The organism is Enterococcus sp. DIV1444a, from assembly GCF_051712125.1.
Taxonomy (GTDB): Bacteria; Bacillota; Bacilli; order Lactobacillales; family Enterococcaceae; genus Enterococcus; species Enterococcus faecalis.
Window position 1 is genome coordinate 65,572 of sequence record NZ_JBIOOG010000002.1, and the last position, 26,454, is coordinate 92,025.

At 31.1% G+C, this 26,454-nt stretch carries 24 protein-coding genes; 9 read left to right on the forward strand and 15 right to left on the reverse strand.

The features are described 5' to 3' along the window. Positions 1-20 precede the first annotated feature (20 nt). On the reverse strand, positions 21-641 hold the full coding sequence (locus IGI87_RS13885) for a recombinase family protein (RefSeq protein WP_438737518.1): 621 nt from the start codon (positions 639-641) through the stop codon (positions 21-23). Positions 642-844: 203 nt separating this feature from the next. On the opposite strand from IGI87_RS13885, the gene mazE reads away from it, so the two are divergent. The 7 genes from mazE to IGI87_RS13920 all read left to right on the forward strand — a co-directional run bounded on the left by mazE (position 845) and on the right by IGI87_RS13920 (position 8,281). Continuing rightward, positions 845-1,075, forward strand: coding sequence for a type II toxin-antitoxin system PemI/MazE family antitoxin (gene mazE / locus IGI87_RS13890; RefSeq protein WP_000958277.1), 231 nt, complete (start codon positions 845-847; stop codon positions 1,073-1,075). After that, entirely contained in the window at positions 1,075-1,416 is a 342-nt protein-coding gene (locus IGI87_RS13895) for a type II toxin-antitoxin system PemK/MazF family toxin (protein WP_001278770.1), read from the forward strand. The genes mazE and IGI87_RS13895 overlap by 1 nt, the downstream gene beginning before the upstream one ends. A gap of 111 nt (positions 1,417-1,527) precedes the next feature. After that, positions 1,528-2,466, forward strand: coding sequence for a hypothetical protein (locus IGI87_RS13900; protein ID WP_010829201.1), 939 nt, complete (start codon positions 1,528-1,530; stop codon positions 2,464-2,466). 245 nt (positions 2,467-2,711) lie between these two features. Then, complete coding sequence (gene fic, locus IGI87_RS13905; protein ID WP_010821245.1) at positions 2,712-3,314, forward strand: protein adenylyltransferase Fic; 603 nt, start codon at positions 2,712-2,714, stop codon at positions 3,312-3,314. 209 nt (positions 3,315-3,523) lie between these two features. Next, the gene (locus IGI87_RS13910; protein ID WP_016627046.1) at positions 3,524-4,321 is read left to right on the forward strand and encodes a GH25 family lysozyme; all 798 of its coding nucleotides are present in this window, start codon (positions 3,524-3,526) and stop codon (positions 4,319-4,321) included. A gap of 513 nt (positions 4,322-4,834) precedes the next feature. Beyond that, entirely contained in the window at positions 4,835-7,498 is a 2,664-nt protein-coding gene (locus IGI87_RS13915) for an HAD-IC family P-type ATPase (RefSeq protein WP_438737500.1), read from the forward strand. A gap of 150 nt (positions 7,499-7,648) precedes the next feature. After that, entirely contained in the window at positions 7,649-8,281 is a 633-nt protein-coding gene (locus IGI87_RS13920; RefSeq protein WP_086318231.1) for a YfbR-like 5'-deoxynucleotidase, read from the forward strand. Between the two features lie 608 nt (positions 8,282-8,889). On the opposite strand, the gene IGI87_RS13925 is transcribed toward IGI87_RS13920, so the two are convergent. The 4 genes from IGI87_RS13925 to IGI87_RS13940 are packed head-to-tail and all read right to left on the reverse strand — an operon-like array spanning position 8,890 to position 11,963. After that, positions 8,890-10,323, reverse strand: a complete 1,434-nt coding sequence (locus IGI87_RS13925) for a cryptochrome/photolyase family protein (protein ID WP_438737503.1) — start codon at positions 10,321-10,323, stop codon at positions 8,890-8,892. A 38-nt stretch (positions 10,324-10,361) separates the two neighbouring features. Continuing rightward, positions 10,362-10,997 (reverse strand): DUF421 domain-containing protein, encoded by a 636-nt coding sequence (locus IGI87_RS13930; protein ID WP_202254778.1) that lies wholly within the window; start codon positions 10,995-10,997, stop codon positions 10,362-10,364. A 12-nt stretch (positions 10,998-11,009) separates the two neighbouring features. Beyond that, positions 11,010-11,453 (reverse strand): DUF3290 domain-containing protein, encoded by a 444-nt coding sequence (locus tag IGI87_RS13935; RefSeq protein ID WP_010829195.1) that lies wholly within the window; start codon positions 11,451-11,453, stop codon positions 11,010-11,012. Between the two features lie 60 nt (positions 11,454-11,513). Further along, entirely contained in the window at positions 11,514-11,963 is a 450-nt protein-coding gene (locus IGI87_RS13940; RefSeq protein ID WP_208783321.1) for a hypothetical protein, read from the reverse strand. Positions 11,964-12,092: 129 nt separating this feature from the next. On the opposite strand from IGI87_RS13940, the gene IGI87_RS13945 reads away from it, so the two are divergent. Beyond that, positions 12,093-12,605 (forward strand): GNAT family N-acetyltransferase, encoded by a 513-nt coding sequence (locus IGI87_RS13945; protein ID WP_202473238.1) that lies wholly within the window; start codon positions 12,093-12,095, stop codon positions 12,603-12,605. Between the two features lie 40 nt (positions 12,606-12,645). Here the strand turns inward: IGI87_RS13945 and IGI87_RS13950 are convergent, their stop codons facing one another. The 9 genes from IGI87_RS13950 to IGI87_RS13990 form a co-directional block, all read right to left on the reverse strand. Then, the gene (locus IGI87_RS13950; RefSeq protein WP_202473237.1) at positions 12,646-13,092 is read right to left on the reverse strand and encodes a hypothetical protein; all 447 of its coding nucleotides are present in this window, start codon (positions 13,090-13,092) and stop codon (positions 12,646-12,648) included. A gap of 179 nt (positions 13,093-13,271) precedes the next feature. Continuing rightward, entirely contained in the window at positions 13,272-14,636 is a 1,365-nt protein-coding gene (locus IGI87_RS13955; protein ID WP_438737507.1) for a lytic polysaccharide monooxygenase, read from the reverse strand. A gap of 68 nt (positions 14,637-14,704) precedes the next feature. Next, complete coding sequence (locus IGI87_RS13960) at positions 14,705-18,556, reverse strand: bacterial Ig-like domain-containing protein (RefSeq protein ID WP_438737509.1); 3,852 nt, start codon at positions 18,554-18,556, stop codon at positions 14,705-14,707. A 30-nt stretch (positions 18,557-18,586) separates the two neighbouring features. After that, positions 18,587-18,820, reverse strand: coding sequence for a hypothetical protein (locus IGI87_RS13965; protein WP_010829188.1), 234 nt, complete (start codon positions 18,818-18,820; stop codon positions 18,587-18,589). A gap of 72 nt (positions 18,821-18,892) precedes the next feature. Next, entirely contained in the window at positions 18,893-19,405 is a 513-nt protein-coding gene (locus IGI87_RS13970; RefSeq protein WP_010829187.1) for an isoprenylcysteine carboxylmethyltransferase family protein, read from the reverse strand. A gap of 67 nt (positions 19,406-19,472) precedes the next feature. Beyond that, a complete protein-coding gene (locus IGI87_RS13975) occupies positions 19,473-20,477 on the reverse strand; it encodes a WxL protein peptidoglycan domain-containing protein (RefSeq protein ID WP_174126212.1) in 1,005 nt (334 codons plus the stop codon). Between the two features lie 56 nt (positions 20,478-20,533). Next, positions 20,534-21,061, reverse strand: coding sequence for a WxL domain-containing protein (locus tag IGI87_RS13980; RefSeq protein ID WP_002408990.1), 528 nt, complete (start codon positions 21,059-21,061; stop codon positions 20,534-20,536). Next, complete coding sequence (locus IGI87_RS13985) at positions 21,048-21,398, reverse strand: LPXTG cell wall anchor domain-containing protein (protein ID WP_174126213.1); 351 nt, start codon at positions 21,396-21,398, stop codon at positions 21,048-21,050. Before IGI87_RS13985 ends, IGI87_RS13980 begins: the two co-directional genes overlap by 14 nt. Position 21,399: 1 nt before the next feature. Then, on the reverse strand, positions 21,400-24,000 hold the full coding sequence (locus IGI87_RS13990) for a hypothetical protein (protein WP_438737513.1): 2,601 nt from the start codon (positions 23,998-24,000) through the stop codon (positions 21,400-21,402). 212 nt (positions 24,001-24,212) lie between these two features. Between IGI87_RS13990 and IGI87_RS13995 the strand changes: the two genes are divergently transcribed. Then, positions 24,213-24,782: a recombinase family protein gene (locus tag IGI87_RS13995; protein ID WP_010821193.1), complete on the forward strand. Its 570-nt coding sequence runs from the start codon at positions 24,213-24,215 to the stop codon at positions 24,780-24,782. 5 nt (positions 24,783-24,787) lie between these two features. Here the strand turns inward: IGI87_RS13995 and IGI87_RS14000 are convergent, their stop codons facing one another. After that, positions 24,788-26,305, reverse strand: coding sequence for a hypothetical protein (locus tag IGI87_RS14000; RefSeq protein ID WP_438737515.1), 1,518 nt, complete (start codon positions 26,303-26,305; stop codon positions 24,788-24,790). Positions 26,306-26,454: the final 149 nt, after the last annotated feature.

Here is a 26,454-nt window from a genome sequence, read left to right on the forward strand (position 1 = left end):
TAAATTACAACTACTCCATTTTATTTCTCACTAAGTAACTGCTCTTCCTTTGCTTGTTTCTTGATTCTTTTGAGAGTAGACAAAGAAATACCTGTTTTCCTTTCCACTTCTCGCATGCTGTTTGTTTCCATTAACTCTAGTGCATGTTTATATTTATCATTTAGGATTCTTTTTGGGCGTCCTTCTCGATAATTTTTATTATTCGCTCTGTGCCATTGTTTTCCTTCTTGGGTACGTGTCACGATTAAATCTCTTTCAAATTGCGCAAAGCTACCCAGCATATTCATCATTAACGTTTGCATAGAATCACTTTTATTTGGCTCAAAGGTTAGGGCATTATCTAAGAAGGTGATAGTCACTCCTGAATTGTTTAAAGAAGAGATAATCGAATTTAAATCAACGATACTTCTAGCTAGCCGATCAATTTTCGTCACTAAAACTTTATCGCCAGGTTTTACAATAGATAGTAGTTCTTCTAATTCTTTTCTTCCTTCTTTTTTTGTTCCCGTATATTTTTCACTAAATATTTTTTTTGCTCCGGATTTTTCTAGTTTTTGAATCTGGGTTTTGTAATCTTGGTTACTAGTACTCACTCTTGAATAACCATAAATAGACAAAATTTCTTCACCTTTTCTGAACATAAGTTTTTGACACCTGATGATTTCAAGTATAGCACGAAAAAACAAAGAGGTCAAAAACTTTTAAGTATCTGAACCCGACGAATTAATTCTAAAATACCTAATCTCGATTGACTAACTAAATTACACTAAGTTAATTAAATGCAGTATATAATCATTTAAAACTAATTAATTATTTAGTATAATGAAAGACAAGAGGTGATTGTATGTTAACCACAAAATCTAGAAAACAAGGAAGTTCTGTAGTATTGACATTACCATCTAATAACGGACAGAAACCAAAAGCAGACCAAGAATATATAGTGATGTATTCTGATGATGGGACAATTACGTTAGTCCCTAAATTACAAGATCCATTTAGTGGTGGATCAGAAGGGGAGTACTACGAAAAAGATGAATGGTATGACATTGAACCTGGAGGGAGAGAATTATTTTAATGAGTGACGAAAAGAAATATATTCCTAAAAAGGGCGATATTGTATGGATAGATTTCGATCCTTCAGCTGGAAAAGAAATACAGAAAAGACGTCCAGGTCTAGTAGTTTCTAGATATGAGTTTAATAGAAAGACAATGTTTGCAGTAATTTGTCCCATAACTTCTACAATTAAAAATATGCCCACTCGTTATACATTACCTGATGAAATGGAAACTCATGGACAAGTCGTTATTTCCCAATTAAAATCTTTAGATTTTACAGAAAGAAAGTTAAGCCAAATAGAACATTTACCATTAAAGGATATGGCTAAAATAGATCAAATCATTGAATACATTTTTTAATTATAATAGGAAGAAAGAATACATATAATATTTAATGTTCATGAATTCTTTCTTTTTATAACGTCTATTTACTATAACGTATTATAGTAAATAGACAGAAAGGAGGATAAATTGAACCTAAGAAAAATAGAACATGAAATTGAAGAAATATTGTCTAAGGATACTCATTCATGGGTGCGTCTATACGAGCTAATAAGAGAAGTAGAATATAGTAAATTATGGCGTAATGAGTATAGTTCTTTTACACAGTGGATTAAACATTTAGCATATGTAACAGGAGTAACTGAATCTCTAATATGGAAAAGAAAAAAAGCAGGAGAAATATACTTTGACTACCAACAACGAGCAAGAAGTAGGGGAGTTAGTGTTCCTAACATAGAGGACGTAGAAGTCAGTCCAGATAACTTTGAATTAGTAGAAAAAATTAGCCAAGGAAACAGCCAAATAAAAGATGAATTAATGCAACAAGTTTTAGTAAAAGATATTAAGCGATCTGATTTAGTAAACACTTGGTCAACTATTAAAACGATTCAAGCTAAAGAGGGTGGGGGAATCGTTAAAAAGAATAGATACTCTAAAATTGATAGTAGTGACGAACAAATATTTACTATATCTGATTTTTCGTTTGCATTGTCAGAAAGTTCGTGGTTACAAATTGCTAAGAATTCATATCACAAAGGAAAATCAGTTTATAAGCTAATTCCCAATTTTTCCTTTTATTCTTCGTTATTGATGAGATCTGTTACTTTAGATTTTTTATTGCTAGAAAACGTGTCTAGTAAATACACACAAGAATTAAATACACATAGCATCGAAATAGTTTTTTCGGATAACAAACTTAACAATATAATTTTAAATACTAAAACTAATTATAGCTGGGTCGTTGTTCCTGAAGATATCTCACTCATTGCACTTAAACAGCTTCCTAAAGAAATAGGGTTATTAAAAATTTCATCTAAAAGAATAATACAAGTTGTTAGGAATGCAGCACTTACTAATGAAACTAGTAAATTAGATATTTTACAAGCATTCATCGTTAAAACTATATAAATTAATATCTTATATGTAGAAAAAAGTGTTTATTATACATCATCAATAATCTATCATGACGATGCAGCATATCTCAAAAATGGCATTGAGTTTATTTTTACCATATGAAAAAATGGGAATAGCAAGTGTCTTTATATTTTTGATTGTTATGTAGATTTCGTGCTAAAATACATTGAAAAACTTAGCATGAAAGTTGAAAGAGTTATTGAAAAAAAGGATTAATAATTAATAGGCGGTGAATTCAGTTGTTAGAAAACAAATTAGGTATTATTAACCAACTTGAGTTAAACAGAGTTGAGGAACGTGTCAGTAAAGAAAAGGCAAAACAATTATATGACTCTGGAGATATTGACAGAGTAGAAATTGGAACATTCAAGGGGCTATCATATATTCATAATTATTTGTTTGAAGATATTTATGAATTTGCAGGTAAAGTTAGAAGTCAAAATATTTCTAAAGGAAATTTTCGCTTTGCACCAGTAATGTACCTAGAAATCGCTTTAGAACATATAGATAAAATGCCCCAAAGAAATTTAGATGAAATTGTAGCCAAATATGTTGAAATGAACATTGCACATCCTTTTCGTGAGGGCAATGGTAGAGCAACGAGAATATGGTTAGACTTAATTTTGAAAAAAGAATTAAAGCAGGTTGTAGATTGGAACTTAATTGATAAAGAAGATTATTTATCTGCAATGGAAAGAAGTCCAGTCAAAGATTTGGAAATTAAATATTTAATCTCAAATGCTTTAACTGATAAAATTAATGATAGAGAAATCTTCATGAAGGGTATTGATATTAGCTATTATTATGAAGGGTACACCGAATACAATGTTGAGGACTTATAAATTAAAGGCTTCATTTTAAAGAAAAATTCAAGTTGTTACGCATGCAGCACTTACCAATGAGACTAGTAGTTTATATGTCTTACAAGCGTTCATTGTTAAAACCGTTTAACTTAACCTTTTATATGTAATAATAAAAAACATTTATTATTTTTCATTAATGATCTATCCTGTTAATGTACCATACAACAGAAGAAGAAGGGAATGGTTAAATGAAAATTTCAGCTAAATTATTTGTTTTAGGAATAGGCCTAACTTTTGGAGGTCTTATAACAAGTGTTCCAGCAGAAGCAAAAAATATTGTGACGAGTAACTATGAATTAGGAAGTTTTGCTCAAAATGACCCTGTCAATTATTCCTTACTAAGAAGTAAACGCAGCCTCAGTGAAACACCTCCTAGAGTGGATTTTATCGATATTTCCTCTCATAATGGAGAGATTTCTGTAGAACAATTTCAAAAGATGAAAAACATGGGAATTAAAGGCGTAGTAGTCAAATTAACTGAAGGAACAACCTACAAAAACCCGTTAGCCCCTAGTCAAATTACCAATGCCAAAAAAGCAGGTCTAACTGTTTCAACATATCATTTTTCTTGGTTTGAAAATCAACAAGAAGCAATTGATCAAGCCAATTACTATGCGGATTACGCAGAAGAATTAGGGCTATCCCAAAATAGTGTCATGGTTAATGATGCAGAAACAACACCAATGATTAACGCAGATGCCACAAAAGTTTCTGTCTACTTTAGAGATCAATTAGCAAAACGTGGCTTCAAAAATGTTGTCCATTATTCTAGCGCTAGTTGGTTCAATAATAATTGGATGGAATATGACGTTTTAGGTAAAGAAAATAGTTGGGTAGCAGAATGGCCGGCGAACCCAAGTGCTAATAATTTATTGCACACAGATACAGCCGCTTGGCAATGGAGTAGTCAAGGTTCTTTTGATTTCATTCCTGGATCTAACTTTGACTTCAACGTAGATTACCTAGGACGCTTTACTACTAACTAAAAAAGAGCGATTCTTTTTAGAATCGCTCTTTTTTTCTGTCTAATCGACCACTGAATAAACATACCTAAAATACTTCACCAGATAAATAGACAGTCGTTTTCCGCCGACTGTCTAAGACTAAGATAGATTTGTAAAGAAGTGAATAACATACTTTACATAATAGAATTTTAACATATACAAATAAAATGAGCCAAATTTTAGTATCTTAAATACATTAGTTATTATGTTATATATTTAAATGTAAATTATTCAACGCAGGTTTTTGTTTGTTAGTTTCAAGTAAAAGCTTGCAAAGTTATTCATGATTCTGTATTCTTATATTTATATTAAAGGAGGTGGTTTAATTGACAAGTGATTCGATAGAAGGTGAGCAGAGAACTTTAGTATGTTTATCCTATTTCTTAATTGAATAAGAATACAGTAGTGCATCAAAAATTACTTTTCATTACCAGGATAGTAATAGATGGGCTTTTTTGTGTTTAACTATATTAAGATAGGGGTTTAAAATAATTTATGGAAGAAAAAAATATATACCAATTAAATATTAATGAAGTATTAAGAAAATACAATATATCAGATTTAGAAAATGGTTTAACAGATAAACAAGTTAAAGAAAGTTTGTTAATGTACGGATTAAATAAATTAGAGTCAAAGAAGATACCAAAATGGAAACTACTTCTTAGACAATTTAATAACATGATAATCTATATTTTATTGTTTTCGGCATTGCTTACATTGATAATGGGACATATCTCAGATGCCCTTATTATTGCATTAGTGGTTATTGTCAATGCACTGATTGGCTATTATCAAGAGGCAAGTGCCTCAGACGCTTTAGAGCGAATCCAAGAAATGCTATCTTCTGAGGCAACTGTGTATAGAGACGGGATCAGAAAAGATATTCTTTCCGAAGAAGTGGTTGTTGGTGATGTTGTCTTTTTAGAAGCTGGTGATAATGTTCCAGCGGATTTGAGAATCGTTGAAGCCGATAATTTGAGGATCCAAGAATCTGCTCTGACTGGTGAACCTGATTCTGTAGAGAAGACTGAAGAATCTTTAGAAACGACAGACATACCACTTGCTGAAAGAGTTAATTTAGCTTTTGCTTCAACTTCTGTTACTTCTGGTAGTGGCATAGGAGTTGTAACTTCAATTGGTGAAAAGACTGAAATAGGAAAAATATCAACTGATGTTAATAATACGGAAACTAGAAAAACTCCACTCATGAAAGAGATAGATGGCTTAGGTAAAGGAATTACTTATGTCATCATGGCGGTAGCAATAGCTTTGTTTGTTTTTAGTTTGATTTTAGAGACTTATTCTTTGTCAGTGCTATCTCTTGCCGTAGTTACAATGATTGTGGGGTCTATCCCTGAGGGATTACCAGCCACAACTTCCGTTGTTCTAGCAATGGGTGTGAGTGATATGGCTAAGAACAAGAATACAATAGTTAAGACCTTGCCTGCTGTAGAAACATTAGGCTCTGTAGATGTTGTAGCTACAGATAAAACAGGAACTTTAACTAAAAATGAAATGACTGTTAAAGATATTATTTTTTACAAAAAATATCTTCAAGTTACAGGAGATGGATACAAACCCAAAGGAGAGATTCTTCATAATGATTCTCCAGTTGTAGTCGATAACCAACTTGAATTGTTTTTAGAAGCTGGGTTTGAAGCTAATGATACGGTGCTGGTGAAAGAAGAGGACCGTTGGACAATTAATGGAGAGCCTACAGATGGTTCTTTCTTAACGTTGTTTTATAAGCAATATTCTTATCCTGAGAAACCAGACTATGAAGAAATAGACATGTTACCATTTGACTCAGACTATCGATACATGGCAAAGCTTGTTGAAAATAGTCAAAAAGAACGGATTATTTTTATAAAAGGTTCTCCCGATAAACTTTTTCCAATGGCACAATCTTTTGATTCTTCATTTGACGAGAAATATTGGTTTCAACAAGTAACAGAACTTTCTGAGGAAGGAAAAAGAGTTGTTGCTGTTGGATTCAAAAAAGTCTCTTCAGATATTGAGGAAGTGACACATGAATTACTTAGTCAGGGTATAGATTTACTGGGAATTGCAGGAATCATTGACCCTCCAAGAGAAGAAGTTATTCATGCCTTAAAAGAAATGAATCGTGCGGGTGTGCATGTCAAGATGATAACGGGTGACCATCCTTTAACAGCCAAAGCAATAGGTGAAAAACTTTGTTTAGCTCCTAAGATAAACGTGGTAACTGGTGCAGAACTTGACAGTATGTCACACGATGAATTTAAGAATGCAGTGTTGTATAATCAAGTATTTGCAAGAACCACACCAAAAAATAAAATGGATATTGTGGAAGCTTTACAAGAAAGTGGAAAAGTAACTGCAATGACGGGTGATGGTGTCAATGATGCTCCCGCTCTAAAGAAAGCAGATATTGGTGTAGCCATGGGAATGAACGGAACTGATGTTGCAAAAGATTCTGCGGATATGATTCTAACAGATGATAATTTTGGAACAATGTCTGTAGCCATCAGAGAAGGTAGAAGAATTTACGATAATATCAAGAAGAGCATATTATTCCTTCTGCCAACATCTTTCGCTGAAGGTTTAATCATTGCTTTTACAATTTTGACGCAAAAAGAAATGCCATTACAACCAACACAATTATTATGGATTAATATGGTATCAGCAATTACAATTCAGTTTGCTTTTATCTTTGAGCCTGCTGAAAAGGGGATTATGCATAGAAAACCACGTAAAAATGGGAATCGTTTGTTAAACAATCATGATATATGGCAAATGGCTTACGTATCGGTTTTGATGGCTCTGATAAGTATTATTTCATATGAATGGTTATTAGCAGAAGGTGTTAGCCAAGCAGTTGCTAGTACTATGATGATTAATGTTGTGGTATTGAGTAAGATATTCTACTTATTCAATATTCGTACTAGTCAACCGGTAATATCAAAAAGTTTCTTTAGTAATCCAAAAGCCTTTGTAATAATTTTGATTATGATTGTTCTTCAGCTAATTTTGACCTATGTCCCATTTATGCAATCTTTGTTTTACACTTCTGGGATGTCAATAATTCCCTGGGGTATTTCGATTGCATCGGGTATTGTCATTCTTATTATCACAGAAATTGACAAGTTACTTAGGCTAAAAACAAATAAACAAACGTAATAGCAATATATCAGACAAAAAATAAAAATTCGACTAGAAAAATCTAGTCGAATTTTTTAGTGTAAAAGCAGTTGGTGGATAATAACTGTATGTTCTCTTGTGCTATAATAGGCATAAAAGTGAATATACATTTCAGGAGATGATTTAGTAATGGGATTAAATGCATTTTTAACAGGATTAGCCAATTTAGAAAAAATAAGGAGAGCTCCAGGTTTTTTTAAATATACTGAACACACAGTAGCTGCCCATTCATTTAGAGTAGCAATGATTGCTCAAACTTTAGCTGATATAGAAGAGGTATCCGGTAATAAAATTAATTGGCAAACTCTATATGAAAAAAGTCTAAATCATGATTATACGGAAAGATTTATTGGTGATATAAAAACACCAGTGAAATATGCTAATAAAGAATTACGCAGCATGTTAGCTTCTGTTGAAGAAAGCATGACAGAAGCTTTTATAAATCAAGAAATCCCTAATGAGTTTCAAACAATTTATCAAAGAAGACTTTCAGAAGGAAAAGATGATACTTTGGAAGGTCAAATTTTATCTGTTTCAGACAAAATAGATTTAATGTATGAATCATACGAGGAAATTTCTAAATCAAATCCAGATAATGTATTTAAGGATATGTTTTTCGATGCAGTAATAACAGTAAAACAATACAGAGAGCTAAGTAGTGTCCAATATTTTTTTAAAAATATTTTTCCAGAACTAATACAAGATGACTTTTATGGAAAACTTTCGTTCCAAAAAGAAATAGAAACTATCCTTAATGATTGAATATCCAATAATTCTAAAAATCTACTTTTTAGAATAGAAAAAATCCTTTTCATACTTATTTTTTCATATAAAAATGGTTAAAATCGAAAAGAACAAATTTAAATATCTTGAATAAGAAAAGTTCCAACACGAATAATACAAGTTATTTACTCTTTGAAATACCAGTAATAACAAAAAATGCGAACGAAATACTCCTTTTAAACATAAAAGTTTCGGTTAATCTTAACTTTCAACCTTATTATCCTACTTTGAATAATATATCTTATGTTAACTAGATTATTTTTACAAATTAAAAAAGACAAAGATGATTATCGCCTTGTCTATTTCCATTAATAACGGGCCAAGCAGGATTTGAACCCGCACAATCTCCCATATGAGTTTTGACCCTACTTATAAAGTTAATATTAATTATAATTAATGTTTCTCTCTATTACAAATAATTTAATTCCATACTACTTAAAAATCTCTTTGCACTTTATCTTATAAAAGACTGATCGAAAAAGCATTTAAACATACCACAATTGAGTTAAATACTTTTTCAATCAGTTTCCATTTTATGACAAAAAGTTATGAAATAAAACGTTGCTAAAGCTGTTTCTTTTGATTGATTATCTTAATTTTTTGTGTAGCATTTCTCTGTAGTATTCTTTGCTAGATTCGTAAAGAACAATTGTCTTTTTCTTACTTTCAGCATAATCTACAATTGGATAAGGATAAGACTCACCCAAATTCACGTTGTATCGATTTTGTAATTCTTTATTCATTAATTCTGGTTGGTGGATATATTTTGTAGGTACTTGTTTTAATTCGATGACATATTTTTTTATAAACAAACCTTCACTATCAAATTTCTTTGACTGAACAGCAGGATTAAAAATTCTAAAATACGGAACAGCATCCGTTCCAGTAGATGCTGCCCACTGCCATCCTCCAATATTACTAGCCGCATCATAATCAATCAACATCTTTTCAAAATACTTTTCACCCCATCGCCAATCTATGTGCAAATTTTTCACCAAAAAAGAAGCAGTAATCATTCTTAAGCGGTTATGCATCCAGCCCGTTTCTTTAAGCTGACGCATTGCAGCGTCTATTATAGGATAACCAGTCTGTCCATTTTGCCATTTAACAAATTTTTCTTGATTGTTTTCCCATTTAATGTAGCGAAATTTTTCTTGATTTGCTACTTCTTTTTGTTGAGGAAATGTACTGTAGATCATATTATAAAAGTCTCGCCAGGCTAATTCCTTCTTATATGTCTCTTTACCAAGACTAGTTACGACTGAGTCTAGCTTATGCCAAACTGTCCGGATTGAAATTTCTCCAGTTCTTAAAAATGTAGATATATGGCTCGTTTTGTCTTTGTAAGGAAAATCACGTGTTTTTTCATATGATTGTAAATCATTAGAAATAAAGGATTCTAGCATGGATTGTGCCGCTTCCTCCCCCCTACAAAAATTCGCAATAGGGATATTATCCATCATCTTATTGAATCTTTTTTCATCTTCAGGAAATAATGACTCAGAAAAAATTTTTTCGGAAGTGTAGGGAACATCAATTGGCGTTTCCTTCATTGCTTCTTTCCAATTATTATAATATGGCGTAAATATTTGGTAACTTCCACCGTCTTTCTTCCTTATTTCATTATATCCGTGTAAATAGGTGTCCTGAAAAATTGAATATTCAATTTTATTTTTTTCAAAAAAACTAATTGACTGTTGGTCGCGAAACGTACCATAACCACACGTGTCTTCGTTAAAATAAATAGATGTCCATTCTGGAAGTTTTTCTTTTAAACGAATAAATGAGTCCAAAGGGTCTCCAAACATAATTTGCAAATGGGACTCTTTATCAACTTTTCTTTTAAATGAAGCTACGCTTGAAAAAAAAGCATCGTGATTAGGGCTGTCTTTTATAAATTGTTGTGGGTTTACTTGAAATATTAATATCAATTCTTTCGAATCTACATTTTTTAAAGCATGATATAACGCCTTATTATCCTGAAGTCTCAAATCACGCCTGAACCACATTACTGTTTTCATTTTTGAATCCCCCTTAATTAATTATATTAGATACATTGTTATGAATGGTAGCTATATAGATTAAGTTTCCCTGATAAATACTCTCCTAAATAAATATCACTTATTCTGCTATGGCCCTGTTTTACAACTTCATTTTCCAACCATTCTTCATCATGATTAATCAATTCTAGTACGTCAAAGTTTACTTGGCCATCAACAATTATAGGGTATCGGATATTTTCATCCCCAAATTCAATAAGTGTCAATTGACCGTTTTGTTCTAAAACAGCTCTCTTAATATGCTGTACCTCATAAATTCCATTAGATCTTAATTTAAACATCAATTCATTTGCAGATATACCATTTTTTAAACATTCATTCACGTCTACAATACCGTTCTTAATAAGAGTAATAGGCTTTCCATCAACAATGTATTTAACGTATCTGTTATGCTCTTTAGCAAATTTTAATATCAATACCAGTAACGTCCAGATAATTAACACTAATACAAATTGTAAAACCGTAATAGAATCGTTATAAATGACACCACCTATTATCCCGCCTAAAACATAGTTTTGAACCTGATCCATTGCAGAAGAAGGAGCTAAATTTCCTTTTCCCATTAAGTTAATTTGAATAATTAAACAAATAATCCCCAAGGCAAATTTAATAATGATTGGACTGTAAAATTGCATATATTCTCTCCTTTATTTATTTAAGACTATATTTTGATTAATCAAATAGGCTTTCTCAAGAGTGAAAGAGCTTTGATCAGAACTTAGGTTTACTCTAAAATAATTCTTCTTAATTTTGATCATTATTCCATCTACTAATTGTGTCGAGTTAACAAATATATCACTTTCATCTATTTTTTTCTCTTTTGCTAAGTTTTGAACTAAGTTTACCATCTGAGATGATTGGGTGTGTTTTGCTTGATTTGATTGATAGTCAGAATATTGGACCCCAGAGGCAAATATTAATAACAGTAAAAAAATAATGCTTAAATCCCTATACTTTGTCTTTATACGATGTCGTAAATAAAGAATAAATACAATTACTAATAAAAAAAGAGAACCAAATATCAAAAAATATCTAAGATAGTCGTTAATATCAGACTGCGATTCTAAATAATTTATCCCATAAAAATTCATTACAGTTCCACTTCCTCTTCTAAATACTACTCAATAATGTATTCTATCGCTTTTACAAGTTTATGATAAAAGTATACTACAGTATTCTTTTTTCAACATCCAACAATCTGCTAACTCATCTATAATTATTTTTTTATCTGACGAAATTATTGACTCCATACTTTTGAGCAGCTCATTTTTATCAGTATCATACTTACATATAACTAATACTGGATTGTATTCTTTATTTTTCTCATTTACCTCAATAACATATTCTAACCCGTCTATCCAATATTTATCAATTAATCCTTCAATACGCCCCATAGATTTTTCTATATCATCACAAACAAATATAACTTTTTCTTCCTGATAACATAGTATTATTGATTCTGGAATAGATTCTTGCAAAATTTTTAAAATTTCAAAATTTTTTATACCCATCGGAAAAGCAATATTTCTATATATATTTTTTTCCAATTTAGTACAAGAAATTTTTACCCTTAATAATTTGTAATTTTCATATCTCAGCATTTATCAATGACCTCCAGTTATTTAGTCTCTATTTGAAAAGTAATAGTTTATTTATGAATTATCACTATACAGGGCTAGATTTTATTTATATATTGTAGATAAAAGTGATAAAGAAAAGAGCGTGTACATATGCAAATTTTTAAAGCAAGAGATTCCGACAAAAATCAATTAGAGAAATTTCTAAAAAAAAATTGGGGAGACTGTGAAATGGTTATTTCTTCTGGTCGCTACAATTATAAAAATTTACAAGCCTATATTTACAAAGATGTTGGCTGCGTTGTTGGATTAATTACATTCATTCAGAGAGCCACAAATTTAGAAATTATATCTGTAGACAGCACCATAAAATCGAAAGGAATAGGGACTGCTTTAATAAATCACTTAGAAAAAACTAGTAGAGATCTGAGCGTAAAAAAAATATCTGTCATAACTACTAATGATAACTTAGAAGCTCTAAGATTTTATCAAAAGAACGGCTATAGAATTGTAGAAGTTTTTCCAAATGCAGTAAAAGAAGCAAGAAAAATAAAACCTTCAATTCCCTTGTTTGCAGCTAATGGAATTCCTATATTAGATGAATTAAGACTAGAAAAAATTTTTAAATATATAAAATACCCCAGAAAGCTCAAGTTTTATGTATGAGTTTCTGGGGCTGTTACATATAATTCACTTATTATAGGCTTTAATATCTTACATAGACTACACCTGATCCTGAATTAGCATGCAGCCACAATTGCAATTGGTCCCCATTTGATGGTTTTTCCTTATAACGTAACGTCAAGTTACTATAATTGTGATTGAAGTTAGTCCAGTCACAAATAACTTTATTTTTAGAAACATTATATATTGCTGCAGACCAATTTAAAGATAGAGGTCCTCCATTAACAACATCAAGCATTAAAAAATAAGGATTATCAGAGATTTTATTCCAATTTCCAATAACGACAGGTTTTGTCCCCATTCCTCCATGCAGTTCTCCACTCCAACTACCGCCTATCTCTTTTAAAGTTAATTTGTTATTTTTTAACATGTTGTCTTCCTTGGTAGAAGTTTCTGCATGTACTGTTGCTGATAGACTAATTGAAAGTAAAAATGCTACAGTAAAATATATTAAATAGTTTTTTTTCATAAAAACACTCCTCAAATATTTTATTTAATTTTTTATACTAACTTTAAAAAAAATTATATATATTGACATATTATAAACAAACACTTTTCAATTTATTTAAAAATAAAAACCCTTTTTTTTATTACTAAGCTGTCAAAGTTATCAATTAATTAATATTGATTTAAAAAAATATCTGCTGATTAACAAGCTTTAAATAAGCTGTGTGCTTCTTTAGGGTTCCATGATGCATCACCATAATTGTAATGTGTCACTAAAGAAATATAATTTGTGCCTTCATACGAAACAATTTCTCCTTTTTCGTATAATTCCGGATTAGTAATTGATCCTAATTTAAATTCTCTTCCCACTCCAGGATTAGGAATAACCGGTACCTTTGTTGATACAGTGATTTCGTTGCTTTCTTCAGAATAAACTCCATCCACACTAACTGCTTTTACAGTATATTTATATTTTGTAGATGCATCTAAGTTCTTGTCTTTGTAATGGGTATTAGATGTCGTAGCAATTAAAGTATTATCTCTATATACTAAATATTCTTTAATACCGGATGAATGTGTAGCCTTATTCCACATAAGCGAAATTGTACTATCTGTTTCGCCCATCGAGTGCAATCCGCTAGGTGCAGTTGGTTTCTCTTGGGCGTCTTCGCTAAGGGTTTTAGCAACAATCTGATCACTTTTCTCTGATAGTTTTTCTGCTTGACCAATTGCCTGAATTTCATATTTATATTCAGTTGATGCATTTAATTTGCTATCTTCAAATAGATTTTCTTTTACTGTAGCAATTTTAACTCCGTCTCTATAGACATTATACTTTTCTGCTGTAGTTTGAGCATCCCAAGATAATGAAGCAGTACTCTTAGTGACATTTGTTACTTTTACATTTGTAGGTTTGGTAGGTAACACAGGAATCTCAGAATTTTTAACATTTACATCAATCACGTTGTAAAATGCATTAGACGTATCTGCGACGTCCCAAACGGCTAATATAACGTTGTAACCCACTCTGTTTTGAGGAATATTAATTGTATGGCTTAGATTGTTTGATGCAGATGATCCATCATGCTCAATCGTTCCAATAAGTTCAAGTTCATCTCTATTCAATGGTGCATTTTGATTCCAACCAGATTTGGTCATGTAGTAATGCCACTTTGTTGTCTTGTGAGGTGCTGTATAATGCCAAGTAAATGTATTAGCTCCAGTGTTTATATCTGTTTTCTTCCATCTATCGCTTGTTTGATTATCTAGTACATAATCTCCGATTTGTCCAAAGCCGCCATTTGCAGATGCAATACGGCCATCTGATGGACCTCCTTGTGGAAATCCCTTAGGTGCTTCTAATGATTGTGGATTAGTAATAACATTTCCATACAGATTAAGTGCAGCAGTCCATCCTACAGTTTGTTTGTCCAACTGACCTTGGTAACCTCTTGCCGGAGGTGTTTCTACATATCCATGTGCAAATGCTGAATCTGTGTTTAGCATTAGAACCATCCCCATTAAAGTTGTTGCTGTAAATAAACTTCCTAATAATTTTCTTTTCATAATATTTCTCCTCCCGGTTTCTTGTATTATTTATAGTAATGGAATATATCCAAGCAAAATAGATATTTTTATTTATTTTCCTTTCTTTTATTTTCTATCTTAAACAGAACTACACACAGAAGAATCACTCCCACAACGCTAATTAAATGATTCTTTTGTTCTCCTGTCCTAGGATATATTCTCTTACTTGATTCCTTATTTCTATAGATGACATATTGGGGAACATTTTTTACATTCACTTTTGCCTTACTTGATATGCCTTCATAGCTATAGGTAATTTCATATACTCCTGCTTTTTGTGTATCCACGTTCCCAGTAACTTTTACTTCCTCAAATTTTACTGGTTTGCCCTCTCTATCCATCGCACTATCGAAGTTTTCTTTTGCTGCCCATTTTTCTCCTACGTATATAGTAGAGTCATGGACATTTAGGGCCATTTGTTTTTCTTTCACATTCACTTTTGCCTTACTTGTTATACCCTCATAGCTATAGGTAATTTCATATACTCCTGCTTTTTGTGTATCCACGTTCCCAGTAACTTTTACTTCCTCAAATTTTACTGGTTTGCCCTCTTTATCCATCGCACTATCGAAGTTTTCTTTTGCTGCCCATTTTTCTCCTACGTATATAGTAGAGTCATGGACATTTAGGGCCATTTGTTTTTCTTTCACATTCACTTTTGCCTTACTTGTTATACCCTCATAGCTATAGGTGATTTCATATACTCCTGCTTTTTGTGTATCCACGTTTCCAGTAATTTCCACTTCCTCAAATTTTACTGGTTTGCCCTCTTTATCCATCGCACTATCGAAGTTTTCTTTCGCTGTCCATTTTTCTCCTACGTATATAGTAGAGTCATGGACATTTAGGGCCGTTTGTTTTTCTTTTACATTCACTTTTGCCTTACTTGTTATACCCTCATAGCTATAGGTGATTTCATATACTCCTGCTTTTTGTGTATCCACGTTTCCAGTAATTTCCACTTCCTCAAATTTTACTGGTTTGCCCTCCTTATCCATCGCACTATCGAAGTTTTCTTTCGCTGTCCATTTTTCTCCTACGTATATAGTAGAGTCATGAACATTTAGGGCCGTTTGTTTTTCTTTTACATCCACTTTCGCCTTACTTGTTATACCTTCATAGCTATAGGTGATTTCATATACTCCTGCTTTTTGTGTATCCACGTTTCCAGTAACTCCTACTTCCTCAAATTTTACTGGATTACCATCTTTGTCGGTAGCTTTTACAAAATTATCTAAAGGATTCCAAATGTCCCCTTCGTAAATAACTGAGTCTTTTGTTTCTAAAGATGTTTTATCCCTAGAATAATAGTAAATTAAATTTTGTTCTAAATCTGTGTATTTACTTATTATGTCAGACCCTTCTTTTTCAACACCATTTAGTTCGGCTTTTAAATATATATATCCTTCAATTTCTTTTGACTTACTTTCAAATATATCACCAAACACAGCGTTCGGATCTAATATATTTTCTTGAGGAAGAATATTTTTTTGTGTTTCAATATCCATGTACCTCACATGAATAGGAGCTGCTTTTTTTAGCTTGTACGTGTAAATAACCGTTTGTTCTTTTTCGTCATCATATAATCCGTTACCAGATTTAACTTCTTTTCCATCAATTGTTATATTTTTTACTTCATACCCTTTAAATGACTTAATTTCAGTACTGAAAGAATCATTCCATTTTTTATTAGCTGTATTAAGTTCATATTCTTCAAAAATGTTTCCTTCTTCGTCTTGGTATACGACATGAATTGGTTTTGCTGGTGCACGATCATATTCAAAATAGACATTAACCACTTTGTTAGCGTCTGGATAAACACCTTGTGCATTTTCAGGAATACTGCTAATCTGATAGTGTTGAATGTTCTTAGGATTAAACTGATACGGTTGATTAACGCCACCAGATTTTACATCGTTTGTTGCAATGGGCTTTTGTGTATCTTTATCTAAATAATTAAGTATTACTGTCCCACCTACATCAGGTTCATAAGAATATATAATCTCTGTATCGTCATCTGAAAATTTACCTGTGGTTATTTCTGGAATCTTAGTCAAATGATAATTATTTATAATTTTAGGCTGACTAGTATAGGGGTCATCAAAATTACCTGACAAAATTTCTGGTTCAGAAATTTCTTTATTATTCATACTGTTTATATACCGAACAGTTACTTTACCAGAAGCCTTTTTCTTTCTGAATATATAACTAACTTGGCCCGAATAGGTTTCGGATTCTGTGTCTATAAACTTACCAGATATATTTCCTGTAGTTTTAATTAGTTCGTAATGGTTATTTGTTAATTTTTTCAAAATTGATTCAATGTCTTTGTTTTTATCACTAACATCGAAAGAAGAATTATACTTACCATATAATAAATAACTTTCATGAATTATATTTCCTGTTTGATCTTTGAAATTAGCAATAACAGGTTTTCCATCGTTAATTGTGTAAACAAAAGTGATTTCTTGTTTTTTATCTGTTACTTGACCAGAAATTTCATCTTTTTTTTGATGATAGTGTTCAATTTGTTCTGCTTTCTCATTAAATTTTTGACCAAACTTCAATCCAGTAATTGTTTTATCTTTTTTCAGTTTAGTACCATTTTCATCGATATAATGTACAATTATTGGTCCACCTTCAGATACCTGATAATGATAAACAATCTCTTTGCTTTCTTCATCTAAATATCCTTTTATTGGATCAGTGCTATCTATAAGTGTATAAAAAGGAATTTCTTCTCTTGGAGTAACAACATAATCATCGCCCCATCTACCACTAATAACTTTATTATCAACTCCAGGAATAGGAGCTCCATCTTGATCTACGTATTTCACTGTTAAAGGCTTAGCTGAAGATAATCTATACTCAAATGTTATTGTCTGAGGTTTTTCATTTAGAGTTATTTCTTTGTTTAGCTTCCCATCAATTGTTTCATAGTGTGGAATATTTTTAGCTTCTGCAGTTTTTACTTCTCCGTACTTCCCTTTTAAAGTATCCGAGGAGGGTTCTCCAAACGCCTCTTTTTGACGCTCATTTAGATTAGTCTCTTTATTCAAGAAATTGACAGTAGTATCCCCTCCTTGGACTCTTTCAAATTGATATTCAGCTTGGATAGTACCGTCTATATATTTACCAGAAGTATTTTTCTCACCAATATATTTATAGAATTGTTTTTCAATATACTCTTTTTTTGAACTATAATCGGCTTTCACGTCGTTATCATAGTTAGTGCCAATTTTACCAAACACAGTATTATCGTTAATAATTGATGTACCTGAATCGACATCTGTATAACTAACACGAACTGAACCTTCTTCATTGTCCTTCGTTACGTGTACTCGAATTGAAATAGGATTTTCTAATAAATCTTGTGAATATAAGGTTTTCTTTGTACTCCCTGAAAATGTTTCCCATTCTAGTGTATGATAAACTGTGTAAACACTACGCACTTCTAACCAAAAACTTGTATCTATTTTCTTATTGGTCTTTGCACTGATTGAAATGCTGCTGGGGCTTGTTTCCGTCGTACCATTTCCAGGTCGATTATAATCAATCTTTAATAAGTTAGTATCAACTCCATCTGTAGTGTATATCGGGTTCATACTGATAACGTATGCTTCTTTCCCCCATGTAATATCTCCTTCGCTATAAGTTCTTGAATTTCCTGTCTTATATGAATAAAGATTATTTAATGGCTGTGAAACTGTACTAATATGTTGATTTGAACTATTAGAAATCATTTTTTTAACTGCGTCTGTTAAAGTTGTTTTTGATTCGTTTTTTGCTTCTGAAACACGTTGTTCTATTGCAGCATATACGTCATTAGAATCGAATACTATAAAAAGACTGGGAGAAATTAAGCATGCTACTATTAAAATTTTTATGAATTTTTTCAAGTTGTATTCACCTTTCCATTGCTAAATGTTTTATGATAAAAATAATATTGTTTCGACTTGATCAGTTAAATATGCATATTTAATACTAAATTCTTCATTTTTGCTTACTACAGACATAACCTTGAGCATTTCTTTTCTTATTAATTTATCATTCTCATATATTTTAGACTTATCGATTTCTAGTATGTCAATAATCATCTTTTTTACGGATACTTCCTTACTAGGTATGTCTGATAAGTAATCAATCAAATCTTTTTTGTTCATGTTAGTTTTTTCCTTTCTACATTTTTTTATAAAAAATTGGACTTTCATCATAGCTACTGTAAAGATTACAAACTATTTTAATTCTGCCAATAGCTTATCTTCTTCCGTTATTCGCATATATAGACATATTCCATAAGGCAAGAAAAAAAACATTATAGTAATCCAAGAATGAAAAAACATTGTAAGGCCTATCAGTTCAGGAATAATATTTAAAAAGTAATTTGGATGTTTGATATATTTAAATAGCCAACTTGAATTCAATAATTGTTCATCTACAATAATAAGTTTCACGGTCCAATTTTCTCCTAAAACTTGTATCACTCTTATCAAAATAATGAAAGAAAAAGTTATGATTATTATTCCTATTACACTATAAATATCTAATTCAACTTTCTTATATATCCCTTCAAAAAAAGAACAAAAATAAAATAAAGTGTGTAAAATTGCTAATAATTTAGACACTAATTTCCCATATTCTTTTCCACCTAACAAGATCAACTTTTTTTCATTGTTCTTTGAGATAAGTAATACAGTAACTCTAAATAGTGCTATAAGTCCGAAAACAATGTATAGATACAAGCTCACTTGAAAATTCTCCTTTTACTAAACATCTTTTATTTTTTTAATAAGAGATTATTTAACGCATAAGAAATCAGCTGTTTATTTTGAAATACCTATTTAACATAAGCAATGCAAACACAATAAATAAAATTGAAAGCAGTCCTATAATATATATAAAATACTTCTCAAAGAAGCTTTCTTTTCTATCAACAGAAGTTTTGTTTAAATTCTCTGCTATTTCTGCTTCAATTTTAAATTTTTTGGAAAAAGACCACTTATTTCCTTCTCCATCAGTCAAATTAATGCTATAAGTATAGTCTCCAGGATCAAATTGCTTATCCCACTCTGTCATAAGATTAAATTTAGAATTAGGAGCAAAATTCAACTGATCTTTTGTTTGCGTGAGGAGGGGATTTTTATTTCCTTTTTTAGTTATTGCTATCTCTGCGTTCACTTTTGAGATAATGGTAGGTGTAATATTTCTTAATTCAAATTTAACATTATTTCTCAAGTTTTCTTGAGAAACTTTTACTTCTCCTCCTTCTAATTTAGGAGAAATTTTTTTGGCTGTTTCCGTAAGTTGAATTGCTAATGTTCGTGTAAATATGTTATTTACACCGTTAGATCCCTTCTCTATAGAAGGCTCTACAGTAATTCCTCCTAAAGCTATCCCTTCAAATGGTGTTTCTGGAACTGATAATTCAAGAGAAACTTCTTTTTCACTATTTGCAGGAACGTCAACAAGCTGTTCTGTTAGTGTTAAACAATCTTTTAAAGATAGTTTCAACGATTCATCTTTTTCAAAATTAGTGATAGAGTAATCGATAATCCCGTTTTGATTGGTAGTTGCTGTATTCACATATAGTTTGTATTTTACGCTCTCATTCGAGTTATTCTTAATTTTTATTTTGAGCGTTTGCTTTTGATTTGGTGTGACAGTTAAATCAAAATAGCTTGGAACTTCAGGATTCTGATTTTCTGTTAATACAGGTGTAACAGAAAAATCATTGCTGTCAGCTAATACTAGTTGCTGAAAACCTAAAGCTGAGAAAGCAAACATAAGGAATAGCACAGCTTTCTTTATTATTCTCATCATTTTCTCCTCTGTGATAAAAAGCCTCCCGATACGGAGGCCTCTTTATGATTAATACTTTATTTAGTTCCTGGACCTTCAGACAAGTTCCATACGATAGTCGTTGTATAAGTAGTGGCCAATTGTTTTTCTGGAACTGTTAACTTAGCGTTTAAACTAACATTTGTATCAAACTCTGTTGTCTTAATGTCAGTATCTGCAACTGTTGCAATCGTCTGTGGCTGAGAATTTAAATCAGCGGATGATCCAGGTTTAGCTACTGTAGAATTTGATTCAATTTTTGGAGCGACATTTAATCCCATTCCTTTAAAGTTTTCATCTTTTAATTTAGCTGTTAATGTCCACCCTTTACTACTTGAACCACGTAAATCTTCAATGGTAATACTTGATTTATCTTTTTCTGTCGCTGTTGTTCCACCTTTTTTTACGGTAACATCATTAAAAGTGATATTTTTAGTGTCAGAAATTTTAATTCCACCAGATTTTACTAATACAGAAGCTGTGGTTTCTTCCGCATGTACTGACTGTCCTAATCCAAATACTGCTATTGTTGCTAAACCTGCTACTACTAAACTAATCTTTTTCATTCTTATCTTCTCCATTTCGTTTATTATTTATATATATCCCAACTACTCCTAATAAGAGTACTAGTAATCCTATAATTGAGATAGATAAATTAATACGCTCATTCGTTTGTGGTAATCTGTTTTTTTTATTCAATTTCGTGTTTGATTCTTTATACTTTTGTTTACTTGAATCGTTAGTGCTTTCTTTTGGATTTTCAGGTTCTAACGGATCGTCATGTATAATTCTTACAGTCACTTTACTTTGTATTTCTTCTGCAAATACAGATACGTTGATGAAACATAATGGAATACTAACAGTTAGAAATAAAAGTAAACTCAATAATAGTTTTTTTATCATACTATGGTCCCTCCACAAGATTCCAAGTAATTGTTGTGGAATATTCTTGACTAGCTAAATTATTTTTTGAAGGGACTTTTAATAATATACCATCAGTGCTTTTCCATTTATTTGAGACTTCAACTTCTAAAGGTTCGGTAGCACTTACCTGTTTATCTTGTGTATAGACAGGAACTGCCGAGCCATTCAAATAGCTGTCAACTCCTTTTTCATTACGATAAATCAAGTATGGTGCAATACCTTTTAAATCGGATGATGCTTTAGCCGTTAGTGTCCAATTCCCTTGTTTATTTGATCCACGGTTATCTTTTATTAAAAGACCCAGACTACCAGAATATTTTCTTTGGACAATCTGTTCACTTTTTGATTTTGAAAATTCTTTAAATGTTAATGTCTTAGGAACTGTATAGGTCAACGTTCCTGGTTCAACGTTTATCGTTACTTCATATTCATATTGCACTTTTTTACCAGTAGTTAATGTTTCTTCAACAAGTATTTTAGCTCTTTTATCTCCAGATGAGGCAGTATCAGGATATTCTACAAATTCCTTTACATCTATATTTGAATAGCCTTTTAAATCAATATAATCTTTAACATGTTCATCTAAATATTTATTTGTGGAATAAATTGGTATTTTTCCTGTTTTAGGAGTTAATTGATTGAAGTGTAAAGGACGGTATCCTGACGTAGTAATCTCATAGTAAACTGCTTTTTTAGCATCATTATAAGCTTGCTTCTGTTCATTTTCGTATAGCCAATTTTTGCCAGTTTCAGTTTGCCACGCTCGAACAATATCACCATAGTTTACAGCTTGATTTTGAGCAGTACCCCACTCTTTCAATTTATCTTTTTTTAATTCATTTCCACTTGCTTTAATGTATTTATCCCCATTATTCGACTCATCTATTTTCAAAATCTGTTTGTTAGATAAGTCAAACCAATTAAAAGTGTAATACTGTTGATTTGGAAAATTTGAATGAATTGCTAGATTATCATCATTTTGACCTTGAGATGCAACAATAGTTGGAGTTGATTCTGTGTATAACGTAAATGCTGCAGATGTTCTACCGTTGGCTCCATAATCATAACTACCATAAACGACACTATTTCCCCAACCTACTTCAACTGGCACATCTATCTCCACTGTTTTTGAAGCATCAGATTTTAAGGTAATTCTTATTTTCGCATTTTTTGTTCCTACAGTGTCTGTTGTAAGGCTATTAATCAATTCTACTTTGTACTGGTCAGAAGATAATACCTGATCACCTAATTTAACGTTTTTTACAAATTTAGAGTAGTCAAACTTTGATGTATCTATCCCTAGGCTAGTTGTTTGGGATGCTGGCTCTGCTGTCAATTTTTTTTCGTATACATTAACACTTATAGTCAAGTTTCCAAAAAAGCCTCTGTCTTCTTTCCCTTTGTAGGATATTACTGGAGTAAGACTATGAACTCCTTCACTTAAGTTATTAGTTTCAACATTAATATCAGTCCCTACGTATTGAGATAACGCATTGTCTATATACCATATTACTTTGCAGTCATTTGTGTTATAGGATAAAAACGATGAATCTCCAATACTAGAAACCTTAATAGCGGTACCTTTTTCCACTTCAAAATTTAATTTAGGGGATATAGACTGATAAAATATAGCATTTGTATTTTCATTAAATAATTTTTCTGGATGACTATTTCCTAACTTAATATAGACCGGATTTGTACTTGTTTTACTTCCAACACTATACTTTTCATTTAAGGTTATTAAATTGCTTAAATTGACATAAGTAGAAGAAGTATTGTTATTGTTTAGAAAATTCATAGATGTTAAACTTTTTACATTACTCAAGTCCAAACTAGTTAAATTAGGCATGTCAGTAAATAATCCATATCCTGTGAGCTCTTCTAGCCCTGATAAGTTAATCTTTTTAACATTAGGCATTTGTTCAAAATTGTTATAACTTCCACTGCCGACACCTACACTCTCTTTTATTTGTGGTACTATTAACTCTTCACCTCTAAATCCGTCAAACACCCCATTATATATTTTTTCAGCAGATGGTGACTCAAAATATATTAATCGATTAGGGTCTTTATAGTTACTAAACGTAGATAAAGAAGCCCTTCTCAACTCTTTAACGGTTCCATCATCCTTATATGAAGTTAGTTTACCTGGTTGTCCATTAGCACCAGCACAATAGAACTGGCTTGGCAGATAATTCGAGTTTTTAACTTCTAACTCTGAAATATTTGTATAGCTTAATTGCCTAGCCATTCCCGCAGCATTGTCTTCACCAAATTCGCCGTCTACAATAAGTTTTGTCACATTTTTTTGATTGATTAATAAGTCATAGATTTTTGATTGAACTGCAAGAGCATCAGGCTTGCCTGTTAGCTTAGCAGTAGCTACATTTCCTGATATTGTAATTGTGACTGGCTCTGCTCCATGTACTTCTTTAGGAAAGTAAATAAATGGAAGTACACAAAGTAGAACAAAAAATATTTTTTTCAAATTATTCACCTCTTTTTTTATTACTCTTATAATATTTCTTTTCGTAAACAAAACAAATGTTTTACTTACATTTAAAATAACAAAAAAATACACATCAATCCCCTTGGAATTAACGTGTTTTATTTCTTAATATGTATTAAAATAAGGGTGTAAGCAAAACATTTGAATAGATGACATACAATAACTGCTCATAAATTATAACAAATATATTTATCTTCTATTATCTTATTTTGACTTTTTTTTCTATTTTGAGATAATATAGCAGGTGATTATCTACTAATCTAAAATTATCTCTGGAGGAATTTATGAAAACAATCGGTTATGCTCGTGTTAGTACCATCCATCAACAATTAGACTCGCAGCTAAATGCATTATCAAATTATGGATGCACAAAAATATTTACAGAATTCGATAGTGGAAGAAATACGCATCGAAGAGAACTTAAACGTGCACTGGACTCTTTAGAATCTGGTGATACTTTTGTAATTTTTAAACTTGATAGATTATCTCGAGGGACAAAGCATTTGTTGTGCTTGATGGAAGACTTTAATGATCGTGGTATTAACTTTATAAGTATTCAAAACAATATTGACACTAGTACTTCAATGGGCAAATTTTTCTTTACAATCATGAGTGCCTTTGCGGAAATGGAGGCTGACCTCATAAGGGAGCGAGTACTATCTGGGTTAGAGGCTGCAAAAGCGAATGGAAAAACTTTAGGTCGACCATTAGAAAATAAATATATAGACGAAGTTATATATGATTACTTGAACACAACTAACTCTATCGTAGATATTGCAAAAAAATATGATATCTCTAGACCTACAGTTTATAAGTATCTTGAAAGAAAAAAAATTCCATTAAGATCAAACTAAAATTTTTACTCAGAGAATCCTACACTTTTAACAATTTCCTTGTTTATAATTTCATTCAAGTAAGCACCTAGCTTGTTCCAAGCAACTTTATCAAATACGTCTCTAAAATAAAAATATTCCTGATTTGTCTTCACAACGTAATTATCAGATATTATGATGTCGGCATCTTTATAATTATTAACCAGTTTTAAAGCATTTGCGCTGTAATTATGGATCAATGCATTCTCCACAACAGATTTATACTCTGGTCTACGTTGAAATTCAACATACACTCCTACTGGAATATCTTTGTTCAACTTGACATATCCCATTATGATTTTCGTAAAATTAAAAACCAATTTATCAAATGAGGGTTCCTTGTAATACTTACTAAAACTTTTTTTGATAGCTGACTTAATAAACTTTTCTGTCTTCTCGTTTCTTAATTGGAATTTGTCAAACTTCATAAATTTATAAAGTTTTAAATAATGAATGACAATAAAATGATTACAAATAGAATATACAAGAAGAAAATAACTATCTTCGGTTAAGGTATATTTTTCACAAATCTGATTGATTAATAAAACACAGGGATTGATTATTTTGTTTCTATTATTATTTACTAGCTCTTTTCCTAGTACTATTTTTTCATTTTTCGTTCTTAGTTCTCTAGTAAAATAATTAAGAATGAATGCTAGCTGAATCAATTCATCATGAAGCCCACCTATCTCTCCTAGTTCTCTTTTCTGTAAGTATGTTAAATACATAGGCAACTCTTTTTCTTTATTTAATATACGACCGACAGATTTAACGGAATCTGGTAGTTCAGCAGATACATACCCTTTTCTGATTGCTACTTCATACACCGCCATGATGATGTTTACTCTTTTCAGATTGGATGGAGAAAAGGTTTTTATTCTTTTAGAGTTTACGAAAGAATGTATAGTTTCTATTTGTAATTCAGATATAGTTTGAAAATACCAACTATTTTTCGATGAAATAATATTTATCATTAGATAGTGTAATAAGCGTATTACCACTTCTTCTCCTGATAAACATAGGATCTTATCACTTTTTTTTAAAATACTTACACCCAGATCCATTATTAAAAAAAAACTTTCAATTTTTTTTAATAATTTATATGTGTAAGACTCGCTGTAGGAAAGGTTATTAGCTAACTCCATTACAGTAAATTTTCTCTGCTCTAAAACAAACAATAAACTGTTATACAAGCTTGAACTAAGTAAATATTTTTCTCGTATATACTGTAACAATTGAACATAGTCTTCATCTTTTACATTTTTTGATAAATGAACAACATTTTTATCTACTATAAGTAATAATTCTTTTTTGTTCTGATCATTGTAATCAGCTATATCTAGCTGAAGACTATTGATAGCTCTCTTCACTTTCTTTTTTGACACTTTTAATTTTCTTTCTAACACCGTTACTTGTATACCATAGTTGTGTAAATCATGAATAATTAGTAATTTTTGAAGCTGTATTTCTGAAAAAAAAAGTCTAAGAACATTTTCAGGTAACAAATTTATCATCCTTTCTACGAAAAAAATACAAAGCTAACTATACAACATATGTAAGTGTCTTTTAAAGTAAAAAAAAAAGCAAGATTTTTTTCAGCTAAATATTTCCAGTTACAAAGGAATCCCATTATTACTAAATATATTTAGTAATC